13 protein-coding genes are annotated in these 16,855 nt (G+C 57.9%); 9 read left to right on the top strand and 4 right to left on the bottom strand.

What is annotated here, in order from left to right; translation table 11 throughout:
* The first annotated feature begins 29 nt into the window (after positions 1-29).
* Together CFII64_RS21795 and CFII64_RS21790 are read left to right on the top strand one after the other, a co-directional pair.
* Entirely contained in the window at positions 30-1,196 is a 1,167-nt protein-coding gene (locus CFII64_RS21795; RefSeq protein WP_020293014.1) for an MFS transporter, read from the top strand.
* Positions 1,197-1,224: 28 nt separating this feature from the next.
* Entirely contained in the window at positions 1,225-2,274 is a 1,050-nt protein-coding gene (locus tag CFII64_RS21790; protein ID WP_020293013.1) for an alkene reductase, read from the top strand.
* Positions 2,275-2,354: 80 nt separating this feature from the next.
* Here CFII64_RS21790 and CFII64_RS21785 read toward each other — a convergent pair whose 3' ends face one another.
* From CFII64_RS21785 to CFII64_RS21770, 4 genes are all read right to left on the bottom strand, one after another.
* Entirely contained in the window at positions 2,355-3,050 is a 696-nt protein-coding gene (locus CFII64_RS21785) for a hypothetical protein (RefSeq protein ID WP_020293012.1), read from the bottom strand.
* Positions 3,051-3,344: 294 nt separating this feature from the next.
* Positions 3,345-4,196 (bottom strand): hypothetical protein, encoded by an 852-nt coding sequence (locus CFII64_RS21780; RefSeq protein WP_020293011.1) that lies wholly within the window; start codon positions 4,194-4,196, stop codon positions 3,345-3,347.
* 77 nt (positions 4,197-4,273) lie between these two features.
* Positions 4,274-5,266, bottom strand: coding sequence for an NAD(P)-dependent oxidoreductase (locus CFII64_RS21775; protein WP_020293010.1), 993 nt, complete (start codon positions 5,264-5,266; stop codon positions 4,274-4,276).
* Between the two features lie 89 nt (positions 5,267-5,355).
* Complete coding sequence (locus CFII64_RS21770) at positions 5,356-6,255, bottom strand: LysR family transcriptional regulator ArgP (protein ID WP_020293009.1); 900 nt, start codon at positions 6,253-6,255, stop codon at positions 5,356-5,358.
* 94 nt (positions 6,256-6,349) lie between these two features.
* On the opposite strand from CFII64_RS21770, the gene CFII64_RS21765 reads away from it, so the two are divergent.
* The 7 genes from CFII64_RS21765 (at position 6,350) to CFII64_RS29865 (ending at position 16,815) form a co-directional block, all read left to right on the top strand.
* Positions 6,350-6,952 carry a LysE/ArgO family amino acid transporter gene (locus tag CFII64_RS21765; RefSeq protein WP_020293008.1) on the top strand — a complete coding sequence of 201 codons (603 nt, stop codon included), beginning with the start codon at positions 6,350-6,352 and terminating at the stop codon, positions 6,950-6,952.
* A 203-nt stretch (positions 6,953-7,155) separates the two neighbouring features.
* Positions 7,156-7,752, top strand: coding sequence for a superoxide dismutase (locus CFII64_RS21760; RefSeq protein ID WP_020293007.1), 597 nt, complete (start codon positions 7,156-7,158; stop codon positions 7,750-7,752).
* A 309-nt stretch (positions 7,753-8,061) separates the two neighbouring features.
* Positions 8,062-10,113, top strand: a complete 2,052-nt coding sequence (locus CFII64_RS21755) for a bifunctional diguanylate cyclase/phosphodiesterase (RefSeq protein WP_020293006.1) — start codon at positions 8,062-8,064, stop codon at positions 10,111-10,113.
* A 266-nt stretch (positions 10,114-10,379) separates the two neighbouring features.
* Positions 10,380-11,750 carry an imelysin family protein gene (locus tag CFII64_RS21750; protein WP_020293005.1) on the top strand — a complete coding sequence of 457 codons (1,371 nt, stop codon included), beginning with the start codon at positions 10,380-10,382 and terminating at the stop codon, positions 11,748-11,750.
* Positions 11,751-11,982: 232 nt separating this feature from the next.
* Positions 11,983-12,867, top strand: coding sequence for a DUF4123 domain-containing protein (locus CFII64_RS21745; RefSeq protein WP_020293004.1), 885 nt, complete (start codon positions 11,983-11,985; stop codon positions 12,865-12,867).
* A complete protein-coding gene (locus CFII64_RS21740; protein WP_020293003.1) occupies positions 12,864-16,334 on the top strand; it encodes a toxin VasX in 3,471 nt (1,156 codons plus the stop codon). Before CFII64_RS21745 ends, CFII64_RS21740 begins: the two co-directional genes overlap by 4 nt.
* Positions 16,321-16,815, top strand: a complete 495-nt coding sequence (locus tag CFII64_RS29865; RefSeq protein ID WP_156883244.1) for a hypothetical protein — start codon at positions 16,321-16,323, stop codon at positions 16,813-16,815. Before CFII64_RS21740 ends, CFII64_RS29865 begins: the two co-directional genes overlap by 14 nt.
* Positions 16,816-16,855 lie beyond the last annotated feature (40 nt).

Below are 16,855 nucleotides of genomic sequence, written 5' to 3'. Positions count from 1 at the left end.
CCCAATATTCTTCAATCAGGAGACGCCTCGTGCCTCTTTCACTGTTAATTCTGGCCTTGAGCGCTTTCGCCATCGGCACCACCGAGTTCGTCATCATGGGCCTGCTGCCTGACGTGGCGAGTGACCTGGGCGTTTCGATCCCCGGTGCCGGTTGGCTGGTAACCGGTTATGCCCTGGGCGTAGCGATTGGTGCGCCGTTCATGGCCATGGCCACCGCCAAGCTGCCGCGCAAGGCTGCACTGGTCACGCTGATGGGCATCTTCATCATCGGCAACCTGCTCTGCGCAATTGCCAGCGACTACAACGTGCTGATGTTTGCCCGGGTAATCACAGCGTTGTGCCACGGTGCATTCTTTGGTATCGGTTCGGTGGTGGCTGCGGGGCTGGTTCCGGCCAACCGTCGCGCCTCCGCTGTGGCGTTGATGTTCACCGGTTTGACCCTGGCCAACGTGCTTGGCGTTCCGCTGGGTACGGCTTTGGGCCAATACGCAGGCTGGCGCTCGACCTTCTGGGCCGTGACTGTCATCGGCGTGATCGCGCTGATCGGCCTGATCCGTTACTTGCCGACCAAACGCGACGAAGAAAAACTCGACATGCGCGCCGAGCTGGGCGCCCTGAGAGGTGCCGGCATCTGGCTGTCGCTGAGCATGACGGCGCTGTTCTCCGCCTCGATGTTCACCCTGTTCACCTACATCGCGCCGCTGCTGGGCGAAGTCACCGGCATCTCGCCAAAAGGCGTGACCTGGACCCTGCTGCTGATCGGCCTGGGCCTGACTGTCGGCAACGTCATCGGCGGCAAGCTGGCTGACAAGCGTCTGGCCGCGACACTGATCGGTGTGTTCATTGCCATGGCCGTGATCTCCACCGTACTGAGCTGGACCAGCGTGGCGCTGATCCCTACCGAAATCACCCTGTTCCTCTGGGCCACCGCCGCCTTTGCCGCCGTGCCTGCCTTGCAGATCAACGTGGTGACTTACGGCAAGGCGGCACCGAATCTGGTCTCGACCCTGAACATCGGCGCCTTCAACGTCGGCAACGCCCTGGGCGCATGGATCGGCGGCAGCGTCATCGCCCACGGCCTTGGCCTGACCCGCGTGCCACTGGCCGCCGCGTTGCTGGCCGTGCTGGCGCTGATCGTCACCCTGATTACTTTCCGCCAGACCGCCAATCCCGATCTGGCTCCGGCTACCAACTAATCATTTGATCATTCAAGAGGTTTGAACCATGACGACTATCTTTGACCCGATCACCCTGGGTGATCTGCAACTGTCCAACCGCATCATCATGGCGCCGCTGACTCGCTGCCGCGCCGACGAAGGCCGCGTGCCTAACGCGATGATGGCCGAATACTACGTTCAGCGCGCTTCGGCGGGCCTGATCATCAGCGAAGCGACGTCGATCACGCCAATGGGCGTCGGTTATCCGGACACTCCGGGCATCTGGTCCAACGATCAGGTTCGCGGCTGGAGCAACATCACCAAAGCCGTGCACGGCGCTGGCGGCAAGATCGTGCTGCAACTGTGGCACGTCGGGCGGATTTCCCACCCTTCGTACCTCAACGACGAAGCCCCGGTCGCGCCAAGCGCCGTCAAGCCTGAAGGCCACGTCAGCCTGGTTCGCCCATTGGCGGATTACGTGACACCGCGCGCCCTTGAACTGGAAGAAATCGCCGACGTCGTGGACGCCTATCGGGTCGGTGCGGAAAACGCCAAGGCTGCCGGTTTTGACGGCGTGGAAATCCACGGCGCCAACGGCTACCTGCTCGACCAGTTTCTGCAGACCAGCACCAACCAGCGTACCGACCAATATGGCGGCTCCGTGGAAAACCGTGCGCGGCTGATGATTGAAGTGGTCGATGCGGCCATCGAAATCTGGGGCGCCGGTCGTGTCGGCCTGCACCTTTCGCCGCGTGCCGACCTGCATGACATGGGCGACGACAACCTGAGTGAAACCTTCAGCTATGTGGCCACCGAAATGGGCAAGCGCGGCATCGCCTTCATCTGTGCCCGGGAACGCGAAGCAGGCGACAGCATTGGTCCACAGCTGAAAAAAGCCTTCGGCGGCGCGTACATCGCCAACGAAAAATTTACCAAGGAAACCGCCAACGCCTGGCTGGCCAATGGCTCGGCCGACGCTGTTGCCTTCGGTGTGCCCTTCATCGCCAACCCGGACCTGCCGGCGCGCTTGAAGCTGGATGCAGAGCTGAACGCGGCGCATCCGGAAACCTTCTACGCCAAAGGACCAGTGGGCTATATCGACTATCCCGCGCTGTAAGGGCTGCTGATTCAGTCGCAAACTAAAAAACCGGGCTTGATCAGCCCGGTTTTTTTATGAACGAGACAAGTAACGTTTGTTTATTTTTCAGACCGCATACCAATGTAGTTGCCGTCCTTGTCGGCCAGCGTGCCGTCCTCATATTCAAAGCTGCCATCTACATGGCACATGACTTTTTGCGCGGCAATATACTTCCTGCCATCGGGATAAGTGATATCGCCGTTAGCCGCTTCTTTTGAGCCGTCTGCATGAGTAACTGTCTTGTCATTCATATCAACCTCCTGACCGTCCGGCAAAGTGACAGTGGAAACCTCGTGATTGACGACGGTGCCGTCTTCCAGCCGAGTCGTTCTCCCGCCACTGGCCAGATCCCGAATTGAAACCGCAGCCGAAGCAGCGTTGGCGGCAATGCTGAACAGTGATTCAAAACTCTCCAGTTTGCTGCGACGCGCCGGTTTCTCTGGTAGCGAGACCGGGGGAAGCGAGCTGGCATTCGCCGGGCGCGCTGGTTTGGACGGAACTGGCACGGGCTTTGAAGGGATTGGTTTCGCGGGCTTGGGCGGTACGACCACGGACTTCACCGGTTTGGCCGGCGGGGTCGGCTTGGTGGGGACCGGTTTAGCCTTGGGTGGCTTCGGCTTGGGTGGTTGGGTGCCGGTTACAACAGAATTCTTTGGTGCGGGTGCCTTCAGATTCGAAACTGGACTCTTCGAGCCTGTACCTGCAGCGGCATCGATTTCGTCGGTATAGCTGGTTTTTTCATCAAGCGTATTCACGATTTAATTTCCTTTCATCCATGAAAGTGACTCTGGTGAGCCTTTAATAACAGGCCAACGGATGGCAAGTAGTCGATCCGTCGTTGCAGTGCCTGGAACACAGATTACAAAGGTGTTCGCCACGCAGCGCGATATTTAGTTATTCACGGCGGAAAAAAGCAGAAGCCGTCAGCCGGCAGGAGGGGACTCGTCCCATCGAATTGAAATGCTCGTTGGAGCGAGGCGTTCGCTGGAAGACAGCGCCGCGTCAACAACACGGCGAAATCGCCTGCCAGCCCCGTATCAGATCAACAATTACCTGCGGGCATTCAACTGCTGGGACAGGGTCTGAATCTGCGCCGTCAGGGTATTGATATTGCGAGTGACCTGGGCACGGAAACTGTCGAACTCAGCAGTATTGCCGCCTGCCGAGGGAGCCGGACGATTTTCCTGTTCGCTCTTGAGGACGATCAAATCCTGTTCCAGGCGCTCGATGGCGGCCGCTGGATTGCCCTGTTTCTTCAGCGCAGCCACATCGGCGTTCAGACTCTTGAGCTGAGCGTCGATTTTTTCCTGATCGCCCTGGCCGGCTTTCGGGTCAGGCATGGCGGCCTTGAGCGACGCCAGTTCGGTGGTCACGGCTTTGAGTTGTTCTCCCAGCTGGGTATTGGCGCTCTGTTGCTGGGCGGTTTGTGCCGTCATCTGTTCCAGGCGTTTTTCCAGCGCAGATTGCTGGCCCGTCACGCCTTCCTGCTGCTTGTCCTGATCGGCCAGTTGATCTTCAAGCAATTTGATCCGCTGCTTGAGCGCAACGCCGTCGACCACCACAGACTCGGTGGCGACCACTTTGCCGGAAATATCCTGCAGACGCCCCGCCGCTTCCTCGCTGATTCGGGCGAAGCTTTCCTGAGTCGCGACCAACTGCTGTTCCATCAGGGAAATCTGCTGAAAACTCCACCAGCCCAGCCCGCAAAAGGCGATGAACAGCGCACCAACCAATGCCCACAACGGGCCGGTGCTCGGTGCCTTGACCTTGACCACCGGCGTGTCGCGGGAATAGACAGTGGTGCGTTTACGCGCGCCGTTGGTTGGCGCGAAGTCGTCATCATCGTCCTTGGCGCTGAGGTTCGGGACGTCATCGACGTCGTCGTAAGGATCGTTACGCATGAGGAACCCTGTGTGAATCCGCTTTTTAAGCCTGAAAGTCGGGGGAGTATAACCGTTGCAATTGGCAACTACGGCGCTCACATGTTTTGTTGCGCTTTCCACCAGTCGCAGAATTCGTCCAGCGCGGCCCAAAGGCTGACCTGCGGCTCATAGTCCAGATAATGCCGGGCCCGACTGATATCAAGGGTGAAATCCTTGCTCATGGCCTGCATTGCCACACGCGACAGCGTCGGTTCAGGTCGTCCGGGCCAAAGCAGGCATGCGCCCTCATTTATAGCAGCTGCGGCGTAAGCCAGGCCGTAGGAACGATAACGTGTGACCTGCGGCAATTGCATGCGGCGCATCACGTAATTCACCGCATCCCACACCGGAACCGGCGTTCCGTTGCTGATGTTGTAGGCCTTGCCCAAGGCCGAGCTGCCCGCCAGCAGGCTGCTGAGCATGGCCTGATTGAGGTTTTGCATGCTGGTGAAGTCCACGACATTCAGCCCGTTGCCAATAATCGACAAGCGGTTTTTGCGCTGCATGTTCAGCAGCCTCGGGAAAATACTGGTGTCGCCCGCGCCTGTCACGAATCGTGGCCGCAAGGCGATGACCTCCAGGCCGAACTCTTCAGCGCCGAAGACCTTTTGCTCAGCCAGGTACTTGGTCGCCGCGTAATGATTGTTGAAGCGCCTGGGCACCTGTTCTTCCTTGATGCCCAGGTGCGAGCGGCCATCGAAATAGATCGAAGGCGACGACAAATGCACCAAACGGCGCACACGTTGCTTCAAGCAGGCCTCAACCACGTTTTCCGTGACCTGCACATTGCCCTGGACGAAATCCTGCTTGCGACCCCAGACGCCAACCGCCCCGGCGCAATGCACCACGGCATCGACGTCACGGCACAGCTCGCGCACCAGCTCCGGGTCGATCAAATCGCCCTGCACAAACTCGGCACCACGCCTTACCAGATGTTCGACACCTGCGGCGCGACGACCATTGACCCGTACGTCAAAACCCTGCTCCAGGGCGAAACGCGCAAAACGCCCGCCAATGAAGCCGCTTGCGCCGGTGATCAGAATCTTCATTTACCGCTCCATCGAATTTCGTTTTACGTGTATGCCGCCACATTTCTAAACGCGGGACCAGGTAGTTTCACCAAGGCACCCACTGACGCTCAATCAGCCCCAAGCGGCACCAGCCATTGCCCGGCCCGTTGCGCCAGATGCTCGGTCAACTTCGTCAACAACTGTCCACCGTTGCGCCAGTGATGCCAATACAACGGCACATCAACCGGCTTGTCCGGCACCAGTTCCACCAGCGCGTCACGTTGCAGCTGGTCCTGGACCTGCAACTGAGGCACCAATCCCCAGCCCATGCCCACCTCGGTCATGCGAATGAAGCCTTCGGACGAGGGGCATAAATGATGCTCGAATCCACCCTCGACCCCAAGCGCTGCCAGGTAGCGATGCTGCAAAAAATCGTCGGGGCCGAATACCAGCGCCGGCGCACGCGCCAACCCGACGGGTGTGACACCTGCCGGGAAATGCCGAGCGATAAACTCAGGACTGGCCAGTGCACGATAGCGCATGGCACCCAGCACCTGACTACGCGCGCCAGCCACCGGGCGTTCGCTGCCGCAGATGCACGCCGCCACGTCTCCGGCACGCATGCGTTTGAGGCCGACGTCCTGATCCTCGACGACCAGATCCAGCAGCAGATGGTGCTCGGCACAAAAATCCCCCACCGCCGGAGCCCACCATGTCGCCAGGCTGTCGGCATTGATCGCGATGCGCAGTCGCTCGGGCATGCCCTCCTCGTCGAGCGCCGGCACCTGGCTTTGCAAATCCCGTTCAAGCAGACGCACCTGCTGCACATGGTTCAGCAGTCGCCGACCGATTTCCGTCGGACGCGGCGGCGTCGCCCGGACCAGCACCGGCTGACCAACACGCGCTTCCAGCAGTTTGATGCGTTGCGAAACCGCAGACTGCGACAGGCTCAACACCTGCGCCGCCCGTTCAAAGCCCGCCTGCTCGATGACCGCAGCGAGCGCCGAGAGCAATTTATAATCAAACATCAGTTTTCCTAATGAGCGATCAGGATTATTGGTTTTCCTTATACAGGTTCAAACGCCAGAATCGCCACCTGAATCTGATTGCGGAGCGTGTTCCATGTGGCAAAGCTATTTGAACGGCTTGCTGGTCGCTGCTGGCCTGATCATGGCCATCGGTACCCAGAATGCATTTGTATTGGCGCAAAGCCTGCGCCGGGAACATCACTTGCCTGTGGCCATGCTGTGTATTGTCTGCGATGCGTTGCTGGTTGCCGCCGGAGTTTTCGGGCTGGCCAATGTGCTGGCGCATAATCCCACCGTGCTGGCCGTCGCGCGCTGGGGCGGCGTGGTGTTTCTGCTTTGCTATGGCAGCCTGGCATTGCGCCGCGCCTGCTCGCGGCAAAGCCTGCAACAAAGCGAAGTGGTCGGCCTGCGCTCAAGACGAGCCGTGTTGTTGAGTGCGCTGGCGGTAACCTTGCTCAATCCTCATGTCTATCTCGATACGGTCCTGCTTATCGGTTCTCTCGGCGCACAGCAAAGTGTTCCTGGCGCCTACGTTGTGGGCGCTGCAAGCGCTTCGTTGCTGTGGTTCAGCACCCTGGCGATCGGCGCTGCGTGGCTCGCTCCGTGGCTGGCTCGTCCGGCGACCTGGCGAGTACTCGATCTGCTGGTCGCAGTCATGATGTTCAGTGTCGCCGCGCAGCTGATCAAGACTGCGTGAGCCGTCAGTCATTTTATAAGGCGCACAACGCAAAGCCTCTGGAACCTCTATCCCACACAGTTGTTGCGTGGTTAAGGCGCGGACCCGGTGCTATGATCCAGACCCTGCGCCGCAAAGAGTACAAACTCCCCGGCGTATGTTCTGTCTGGCCGCCCGTGATCGGCCTTGCGCTCACCGCAACTGACCTGATTAGGAGATAAACCATGGCTTTTGAATTGCCGCCGCTGCCCTACGCCAAAGATGCTCTGGTGCCGCACATTTCCGCAGAGACACTGGAATATCACCACGACAAGCACCACAACACCTATGTCGTAAACCTGAACAACCTGGTGCCAGGCACCGAGTTCGAAGGCAAGACCCTGGAAGAAATCATCAAGACGTCTTCGGGTGGCATCTTCAACAACGCCGCCCAGGTCTGGAACCACACCTTTTACTGGAACTGCCTGGCGGCTAACGCTGGCGGCGAACCTACTGGCGCACTGGCTGACGCAATCAATGCTGCGTTCGGTTCGTTCGACAAGTTCAAGGAAGAGTTCAGCAAAACGTCCATCGGCACCTTCGGTTCCGGTTGGGGCTGGCTGGTCAAGAAAGCTGACGGTTCCCTGGCCCTGGCCAGCACCATCGGCGCCGGCAACCCGCTCACCAGCGGCGACACTCCGCTGCTGACCTGCGACGTCTGGGAACACGCTTATTACATCGACTACCGCAACCTGCGTCCAAAATACGTAGAAGCGTTCTGGAACCTGGTCAACTGGAATTTCGTGGCTGAGCAGTTTGAAAACGGGCCATTTAAAGCCTGATTTCAGCTCCAGATAAAAAAACCCGGCATTGCCGGGTTTTTTTTCGTCTGTAACACATAGTTATGTATTGTCAGAAAGCGATAGCGGACTAATATCATCTCCTTGGGTTTTTCAATGCTCCGCTCAAGTTTCAAAGGTTTTCGTCCGACACAGGGAATGGCCCGACCTTGCCCGCCAAGTCGAGCCGTAGCACGGAAGCAGTTAGTGGCACCGTGTCATTTGCAGGTGATGCTCGCGTCTGGGCTCGTCGACTGTGTTTTTGATGGTTAGGAAGGTTCACGCTCCCGACACGGATTAAGGAATGACCATTTGAAGCTGGAACTCAAAAACAGCCTGTCGGTAAAACTGCTGCGCGTGGTCCTGCTATCGGCGCTGATCGTGGGCGTCGTGCTCAGTTGCGCGCAGATTGTGTATGACGCGTACAAGACCAGCCAGGCGGTCGCCAACGACGCCGAGCGTATCCTGGGCATGTTCCGCGACCCTTCGACCCAGGCGGTCTACAGCCTGGACCGGGAAATGGGCATGCAGGTCATCGAAGGCCTGTTCCAGGACAACGCCGTGCGTATGGCATCCATCGGCCATCCCAACGAAACATTGCTGGCCGAGAGGGAACGCCCGCTCAAGACCTCCTCCACCCGCTGGCTGACCGACCTGATTCTCGGCCAGGAACGCAGTTTTACCACCCAACTGGTCGGCCGGAGCCCGTATAGCGAGTATTACGGCGACCTGCGCATCACCCTGGATACCGCGACCTACGGCGACGGTTTCATCGTCAATTCAGTGATCATTTTCATTTCCGGCGTCCTGCGCGCGCTGACCATGGGCCTGGTGCTGTATCTGGTTTATCACTGGTTGCTGACCAAGCCACTGTCGAAAATCATCGAACACCTGACCAGCATCAACCCCGATCGTCCCAGTGAAAATCAGCTGCCCCTTCTTAAAGGGCACGAGAAAAACGAACTGGGAATCTGGGTCAACACCGCCAACCAGCTGCTGGCTTCGATCGAGCGCAATACCCACCTGCGCCACGAAGCCGAAAACAGCTTGCTGCGCATGGCTCAATACGACTTTCTCACCGGCCTGCCCAACCGTCAGCAATTGCAGCAGCAACTGGACAAGATCCTCGTCGACGCAGGCCGTCTGCAGCGGCGGGTGGCAGTAATCTGTGTCGGCCTGGACGACTTCAAAGGCATCAACGAACAATTCAGCTATCAGACCGGCGACCAATTGCTGCTGGCGCTGGCTGACCGACTGCGCAGCCATAGCGGTCGGCTGGGGGCGCTGGCTCGACTGGGTGGCGATCAGTTCGCACTGGTCCAGGCCGACATCGAACAACCTTACGAAGCGGCCGAGCTGGCACAGAACATCCTCGATGACCTGGAGGCGCCGTTTGCCCTGGGTGACCAGGAAATCCGCCTGCGCGCAACCATCGGCATCACGCTGTTCCCGGAAGACGGCGACAGCACCGAGAAGCTGCTGCAAAAAGCCGAACAGACCATGACCCTGGCCAAGTCACGCTCACGCAACCGTTATCAGTTCTACATCGCCAGCGTCGACAGCGAAATGCGTCGCCGTCGGGAACTGGAAAAAGACCTGCGCGAAGCCTTGCCCCGCGATCAGCTGTATCTGGTTTATCAACCGCAAATCAGCTACCGCGACCATCGCGTGGTCGGGGTTGAAGCACTGATCCGCTGGCAACACCCGGAACACGGTCTGGTCCCGCCCGACCAGTTCATTCCACTGGCAGAGCAGAACGGGACGATCATCGCCATTGGCGAATGGGTTCTGGATCAGGCCTGTCGCCAGTTGCGCGAATGGCATGACCAGGGCTTCACCGAACTGCGCATGGCGGTCAATCTGTCCACGGTGCAACTGCACCACTCCGAATTGCCCCGTGTGGTCAATAATCTGCTGCAGATCTACCGTTTGCCGCCACGCAGCCTGGAGCTGGAAGTCACCGAAACCGGCCTGATGGAAGACATCAGCACCGCCGCCCAACACCTTCTGAGCCTGCGTCGCTCGGGCGCCTTGATCGCCATCGATGACTTCGGCACCGGGTATTCTTCCCTGAGTTACCTGAAAAGCCTGCCGCTGGACAAGATCAAGATCGACAAGAGCTTCGTGCAGGACCTTATCGATGACGACGATGACGCCACCATCGTGCGCGCCATCATCCAGCTGGGTAAAAGTCTGGGCATGCAGGTCATTGCCGAAGGCGTGGAAACTGTCGCCCAGGAGGCGTACATCATTTCCGAAGGCTGCCACGAAGGTCAGGGCTATCTGTACAGCAAACCCCTGCCCGCCCGCGAACTGCTGGCTTACCTGAAACAGGCGCAACGCAGCAATGTGGAGGTGTCGTAGCGTCCACTCAAAGCGACTTCGTTGGAGAGGCTTGCCCGCGAAGAGCCCGGAATTCCACGAGAATTTCATGCCTGAAGTACCGCCTTCGCGGGCAAGCCTCGCTCCAACTGATTTGAGACAGCCGAAACTCTTTGTTACAGCTCTCAACGACCACATTTCCCGAACCGGGCAATTTGCCTTTACATCGAATGCAAATCTTTCGCATTATGTTGCAGCTTTTTTTTGGGCGCCGGACGCCTTGAACCCTCTAGACGCAGGATTTCGTCATGATTCGTATGCCTTTGGCAACCGCTAGTCTGCTGGCCATCGCTATCTCCCTCGCCGGTTGTGGCGAAGGCAAGGATAAAGCTGCCGCGCCAGCCCCTGCTGCTACGCCAGCAGCTCCCGCGCCGGCTGCGGCGCCTGCACCGGCTGCGGCCACCACTGCGCCTGCCGCTCCTGCACAATCTACCGACGCTGCGGCCAAAGCCGTGGTCGCCAACTACGCCAACATGGTTTATGCCGTGTTCAGCGATGCGGAATCCACCGCCAAGACCCTGCAAACCGCCGTCAACGACTTCCTCGCCACGCCAAATGACAAAACCCTCAAGGCTGCGCGTGACGCCTGGGTTGCAGCACGCGTGCCTTACATGCAGAGCGAAGTCTTCCGCTTCGGCAACACCATCATCGACGACTGGGAAGGACAGGTTAACGCCTGGCCCCTGGACGAAGGCCTGATCGATTACGTGGCCAAGGATTACCAGCACGCACTGGGCAACCCGGGTGCAACCGCCAACATCATCGCCAACACTGAAGTTCAAGTGGGCGAGGACAAGGTTGACGTCAAGGACATCACTGCTGAAAAACTCGCCAGCCTCAATGAGCTGGGCGGTTCCGAGGCCAACGTCGCCACCGGTTACCACGCCATCGAGTTCCTGCTCTGGGGCCAGGATCTGCACGGCAACGGTCCGGGTGCCGGCGAGCGTCCTGCCTCCGACTACATCGAAGGCGCTGGCGGCACCGGCGGCCACAACGACCGTCGTCGCGCGTACCTGAAGGCTGTCACCACCCTGCTGGTCAGCGACCTGACCGAAATGTCCAACAACTGGAAAGCCGGTGTTGCCGACAACTATCGCGCCACCCTGGAAGCAGAGTCCGGCGAAAGCGGCCTGCGCAAAATGCTGTTCGGCATGGGCAGCCTGTCCCTGGGCGAACTGGCCGGCGAGCGCATGAAGGTGGCACTGGAAGCCAACTCCAGCGAAGACGAGCATGACTGCTTCAGTGACAACACCCACAACTCGCACTTCTACAACGGCAAAGGCATCCGCAACGTTTACCTGGGCGAATATACCCGCGTAGACGGCACCAAAATCAGCGGCCCAAGCCTGTCGTCGCTGGTGGCGAAAGCCGACCCAGCCACCGACGCCACCCTGCGCGCCGACCTGGACGCCACTCAAGCGAAACTGCAAGCCATTGTCGATCACGCCAACAAAGGCGAGCACTTCGACCAACTGATCGCCGCCGGCAACACCGAAGGCAATCAAGTCGTGCGCGACGCCATCGCTTCGCTGGTCAAGCAGACCGGCGCCATCGAACAGGCTGCGGGCAAACTGGGCATCACCGACCTGAACCCGGACAACGCCGATCACGAGTTTTGATCTGCGCTGATTGAGCGCTCTTGATTTGAGCGCTTGAGCAGTGACCTGAAATGCCAGTCGGCTTGCTGACTGGCATTTTTTTATGGACTGATTTCCTGTTATTTACCTTGGAGCAGCGATCCATCTGCAACTGTTGTAAGGCCTTTCCCAAACGCACTTTGCCCTATTGAAGCAGCCTGCATCGCCCTTGAGTATTCGCCTTTTCCCCATGCCCCGTGCAAGGCGACCCTTGATGACCGAGCTCCGATCCGGCCCCACTGACCTGCCCTGGTCGCAAAACGGCTACTTGCTGCTCAACGCCGTACGAACCGGCAATCTTCTGCCCCGGCTGTACCAGTGGAATCCGGGCATCCAGTGCCATCCGCTGTTTATTGGCACACGTTTTAAAGAACTGCTGGACGTCTCGCCGGTGCTGGTGGTGCTTGCAGACTGCCATGACCCGGTGTTGCAGGCTTTCCTGCAGAACGCCGAGCACATCTGGGGGCTGCTGCTATTCAGTGCTGACGAACCGCAACCTGTCGTCGATCACCTGCGCTGGCTGATCAGAGTCGATGAACCGGTCGGCAAACCCACGCTGCTCAACCTCTCCGATCCGCCCGTTGCCAATGCCCTGTTCGAGCTTTATCCGCAGCAAACCGACAATGCGCTGTTCGGCCCTGTCGAGCACGTCTACGCCGTCGACCCCTACGACCAAGTCTGGCGCCACCATCAACGCCGGGGTGAACCGGCAATCGCTGATCACAAGATGCTCTATCGCTTGAACGCCGCGCAGATCGACGCGCTGAATGAAGTCAACTTTCGCAACACGGTCCTCAAACTCGAACGGCACATGAGCCGACACTTTCCGGACTTTCAGGCGCAGCTCAACGCGCATGAACGCTTCACCTACTTCCATGCGATGGCCAGCACCGCCTATGAACAGGGTTTCCACAGTGAGAGCGACATCCTGCACTACGCCAACGTCATAGAGTTTCTCGACAGTCAGCCTGCCGCCGGGCATCCCGACATCATCGCGCTGCTCTACACCACCTCACCGCTGACACCTTCGCAGCGAGTGCAAAAAGCCAACCTGCTGGCGCTTGAACGAGACAAGCAATTATCAGGAGCTCGACCATGACCGACAAACGCCTGCCGGAAAAAGACCGCGCCTATTGGGAAGCCCGCAGTGGCAGCCACAAAGACGCCCGTGACAGCCTCGGAACTTGCCCGCTCATGGGCAAAAAAGTCCAGTTGCTGCCCGTACGTTACGGGCGCGTCGAACGGCTGGTCAGCGATGTGGCTGCCACCCCTTACAAACACTTGCAGCGCCCCATTGGTCTGCGCCTGATTCGCGATGGTTACTTGTATGTGATCGACGAGGCCAACGGCTATCTGCACGAGTACTGGCTGGAGAACGGCGTTCCGATAAAACTGCTCTGGCAAGGTGCCGAAGTCAGCCGGGATATACGCAGCCACTCAGTGGGCGAAGCAACGCTGGTTTTCCCCCGCAACAGCGTTTTGCACGTGGCTTATTCGGAACTGCAATGGACCGCCGCCAAGTGCTCAAAAGTGATTGGCAGCAAGCCCGACCGCTTGTACTTCATGCAGCGCGTGGATCTGGCCGCGTCGGACTGCGAGAACGGCGGCAAGCACCTTCGGGTAGAAAACCAGATCAAGCAGTCCCTCGCTGAACTGGCCGAACAACCCGCCGAACACTGCCTGACGCCCGACACCCACCCCGAAGAAAGTCAGGATTACGTCTGGGAACATCTACCGCTGTTTCGCGAAGCGCACATCGGCCAGTTGAAGGACTCATTGAGCGCGCAGTACCAGTTCAATCATTTGTATCTGGTGCTGGAAGACAGCATCGGCATCATGCGTGATCTTGCTGAAGAACAGGACAAAGTCGTCGACTGGATCGAACATTGGACACAGCAACATAACAATGAAATGCGCTACGTCGTGGGCAGCTATATCGACACGCTGATGACCATTGGCGAGAAAAATGCCCCGAAGACGCCCGCCAATTCAGACTTCTTCAGCAAAACCACACCTGAACAACGCACCAGCATTTACGACTACATCAACGCCCGAAATCAGTGGCGCTGGGAGAACAGCAAGGGTTTCGAGGTAACGCCCAATCAGGGCGGGTGGATGGCCGGAAAGCATGGCGGGGATCTTCGCCAGCGCCCGGAAACAATCATCGCCAAACGCGAAATGGATGCCAAATACGCGCAAATGGTCGATGACCTGGGCGAACCCCTGCATGCCGACCTCAAAGACGAAATCGATGCCCTGCAAGACAGCAGCAAAGGCACGCTGGAGGGCGTCGGACTCGGTTCCCGAGGGATCTTCGATCTGGTTCGCCATGAAGAAATGCAACGCTACCTGCAACGCGAGCGCCTGCACCTCAAACGCTGGACCGAACGTCTGGATGCGATCACCGAAGACCGACTTCATCTGTTCACCCAAGGCGAATTCCATCGCAGCGCCTGGTATTTCGACCCGCTGGATGCCACGCAGCAGAACCACGCACTGGCCATGGAACACAATTGCATCCGCGATCTGTGTCGAACCGATCAAGCGCTGGAGCAACTGGGCGATTACTTTCATGAGTACCCGTTTTACGTGCTGCCAGTGTTCTACGGACGACTTGACCTGGAGTTCCTGCGCAAAAAATCCGGCGACCTGATCAAGCTGCTCAACGATACCCGTGGTTTCTCCAGCGACATGGCCGGTGCTCAGGCGCGGATCTCCGAGATCGAGCGCATCATGGGCAATCACTGGACCCGCAGCCTGCACCTGGAAGGCGAGGCCCATTCCCTGCATCAAGCGGTGAGCGCCACCTACATCCCGGCCATCGCCCTGCGCATGGAAGAATGGCTGGTCGAAATGCAGGCCAAACTCGACACCCCGGAGCTACGCCAGCACCTACAGAATTTCCAGCAATACACCAACCGCGCCCAACGCCTGGGCACACTGGTCGCCCTGCAACAGCAAGGCGCCACGCTGAGCATCGCCAGCGAAGCCGATGTACAGAAATTCAAGGACAACTTCACCCGCCTCAGCGCACTGCTCGAACGCGAAGAAAACCTCAAGACCGACCGCAAGCTCTACGACAAACTCGCCCGCAGTCGCATGCGCAGCGAAGACCAGCGTTATCAGGCAGCGGTCGAGAAACAGCGCATCAACGAAGAACTGCTGGAAACGCGAAACCAGCGCTCGGCGGTAGTGCGACGTCTGGAAGACGGAATCTCCCCCAACAGCAAATTTTCCACTGGCTACATCGGCGTGCGATTGAATCTCACGTCGGAACAATCGAGCGCGTTGTATGAGGAAACTCGTCGATTCCGGGCGGGGTTTTCAGGTGGTTATGACACTGACGGGGCCTGGAAGGCGGGGTTTAAGAGTGGATGGATTCCGTTGTTGGCGGTTGGGTTGCAGTTGGGGAATCTGGGGGAGGCTTGGGAGGCTTGGACTAATACAAGAGGGAATCGAACAACAAAGGAAAGAATCATATGGGCCGGCTCGATAGCATCCATGACAGCAGCCGTAGTATCCGTTTATCAAACGATGCAATTAGCGATGGTTGATAAAGCGCTACAAGCTGCTTCGGCCCAGACTTCACCCGGAGGAATGCTGTTTGCGGTACGGCTGGGCCGGCTAGGGCTCGGCCTCGGAATATTTATTGCTCCTGCTGCCTTAATTGGCGCCGCCGGTACATCTTGGAACAATTGGAGCAAGTGGAGCAATGCTATCAACTTGGGTACCGCGGGAGAAAAAGCAGGGGCTGTGGCAGCATTAACAGGTGATTTGGGAGCAACCGCAGTCGCTGCGGGACTTACGTCTAAAGCGCTGCTGGAAGGATGGGGGTTACGTCAGGACTATGTAAAAGCGCTTTCAACTCAAAAGCAGCTTGCGTTGAGCAATGCTTGGGCTACGAGAGGCGCGCGCTTTCTCCGGTTCACTACCGCACTAACGCCCTCTGGCCTATTCTTCACTGCATTGCAGCTCGGAGGAGAAGCAATATTCAACTTTAACAATCTCGATGAGCAGCAAAGATGGTTGCTGGGTTGCTGCTGGGGCCGGAAAACTAACGGTTGGGATTGGCCAACGCATTCGCAAAGGCTCGCCGAATCTTCACTTCTACCTTCGATAACGGACCAAGGTATACAGAGACGAGCTACAGACGGAGAAGGTGTGCGCGTTTTATATCTCTTATTGCCTGGAGTTTCCAATGAAACATTTAATGATAACTCTCTTCGGTGGACTGCTTTATTGCAAAAAACTCCAGATGAATGGGATGCAGGAAAAGCACTTTCATTGGGGATTCGCGTCGTTTTTGGCCGACCGCTTACGATTGCGCTAGAAGTACCGGAGCAATGGCAAGGTGCCCAAGCCAATCTCCACCTCCGTCTCGCTTTCAGACCGGAAATCGCCGGTAACTACTTGAGGAAAGATAGCGGCTACCTTCACTTTCGGGTATCACTTCCACCTGACAGCGTCACCAACAAACCTATAACCGTATCGGCAGCATCGCCAATTATTATAAAAAGCCTGGAAGAAATCCAAGTTACACGAGCAATGCTTAATGATTTCAGCTGACCCAATGGTTCTTCCTCAGGCGGGCGACCTCGAACACCGGGCAAGCACGGAGGTTTTCTACTTATCACCACGTCCTGTTCCTACAGGAGTAGCGGCGCTCAGCTCGCAGGCCCCGAATAGAGAGTCGAACCACGTACATTTAGATTTTGCAATGGAAAGTAGCGCTATTGAATTTTCTGTACGCTGTGCGACTGGATCATTAATAGCGATTATCGGTTTCTTCTTGGCAATAGGCATCGGAACAGGCATTGCGGAACAACTTATATATGGTGAAGGCTTTATTGAAACGGCTGTCTCATTTATCTTTCCTAACTGGTTCCTTTGGGCTCTTATCGCGAGCCTGGCAACTTTTAATGGTGGATTATTTCTTCGAACAATTCATCGTTTGATTGACTATCCACCAATCCGCTTCAACCGCCAACGCCGCGAAGTCGCCTACGTTGCCAAGCGCGGCCAGCCGCCGCGTTTCGTGCCACAATAGGCATCGGAACAGGCATTGCGGAACAACTTATATATGGTGA

The sequence above is a fragment of the Pseudomonas sp. CFII64 genome (genome assembly GCF_000416235.1).
GTDB lineage: Bacteria > Pseudomonadota > Gammaproteobacteria > Pseudomonadales > Pseudomonadaceae > Aquipseudomonas.
This window is presented reverse-complemented; position numbering and strand designations above follow the sequence as displayed.

Coding starts and splice junctions, on each gene's coding strand:
- CFII64_RS21790 (WP_020293013.1), top strand. CDS start 1,225: ATGACGACTATCTTTGACCCGATCACCCTGGGTGATCTGCAACTGTCC.
- CFII64_RS21780 (WP_020293011.1), bottom strand. CDS start 4,196: ATGCGTAACGATCCTTACGACGACGTCGATGACGTCCCGAACCTCAGC.
- CFII64_RS21775 (WP_020293010.1), bottom strand. CDS start 5,266: ATGAAGATTCTGATCACCGGCGCAAGCGGCTTCATTGGCGGGCGTTTT.
- CFII64_RS21770 (WP_020293009.1), bottom strand. CDS start 6,255: ATGTTTGATTATAAATTGCTCTCGGCGCTCGCTGCGGTCATCGAGCAG.
- CFII64_RS21765 (WP_020293008.1), top strand. CDS start 6,350: ATGTGGCAAAGCTATTTGAACGGCTTGCTGGTCGCTGCTGGCCTGATC.
- CFII64_RS21760 (WP_020293007.1), top strand. CDS start 7,156: ATGGCTTTTGAATTGCCGCCGCTGCCCTACGCCAAAGATGCTCTGGTG.
- CFII64_RS21750 (WP_020293005.1), top strand. CDS start 10,380: ATGATTCGTATGCCTTTGGCAACCGCTAGTCTGCTGGCCATCGCTATC.
- CFII64_RS21745 (WP_020293004.1), top strand. CDS start 11,983: ATGACCGAGCTCCGATCCGGCCCCACTGACCTGCCCTGGTCGCAAAAC.
- CFII64_RS21740 (WP_020293003.1), top strand. CDS start 12,864: ATGACCGACAAACGCCTGCCGGAAAAAGACCGCGCCTATTGGGAAGCC.
- CFII64_RS29865 (WP_156883244.1), top strand. CDS start 16,321: ATGATTTCAGCTGACCCAATGGTTCTTCCTCAGGCGGGCGACCTCGAA.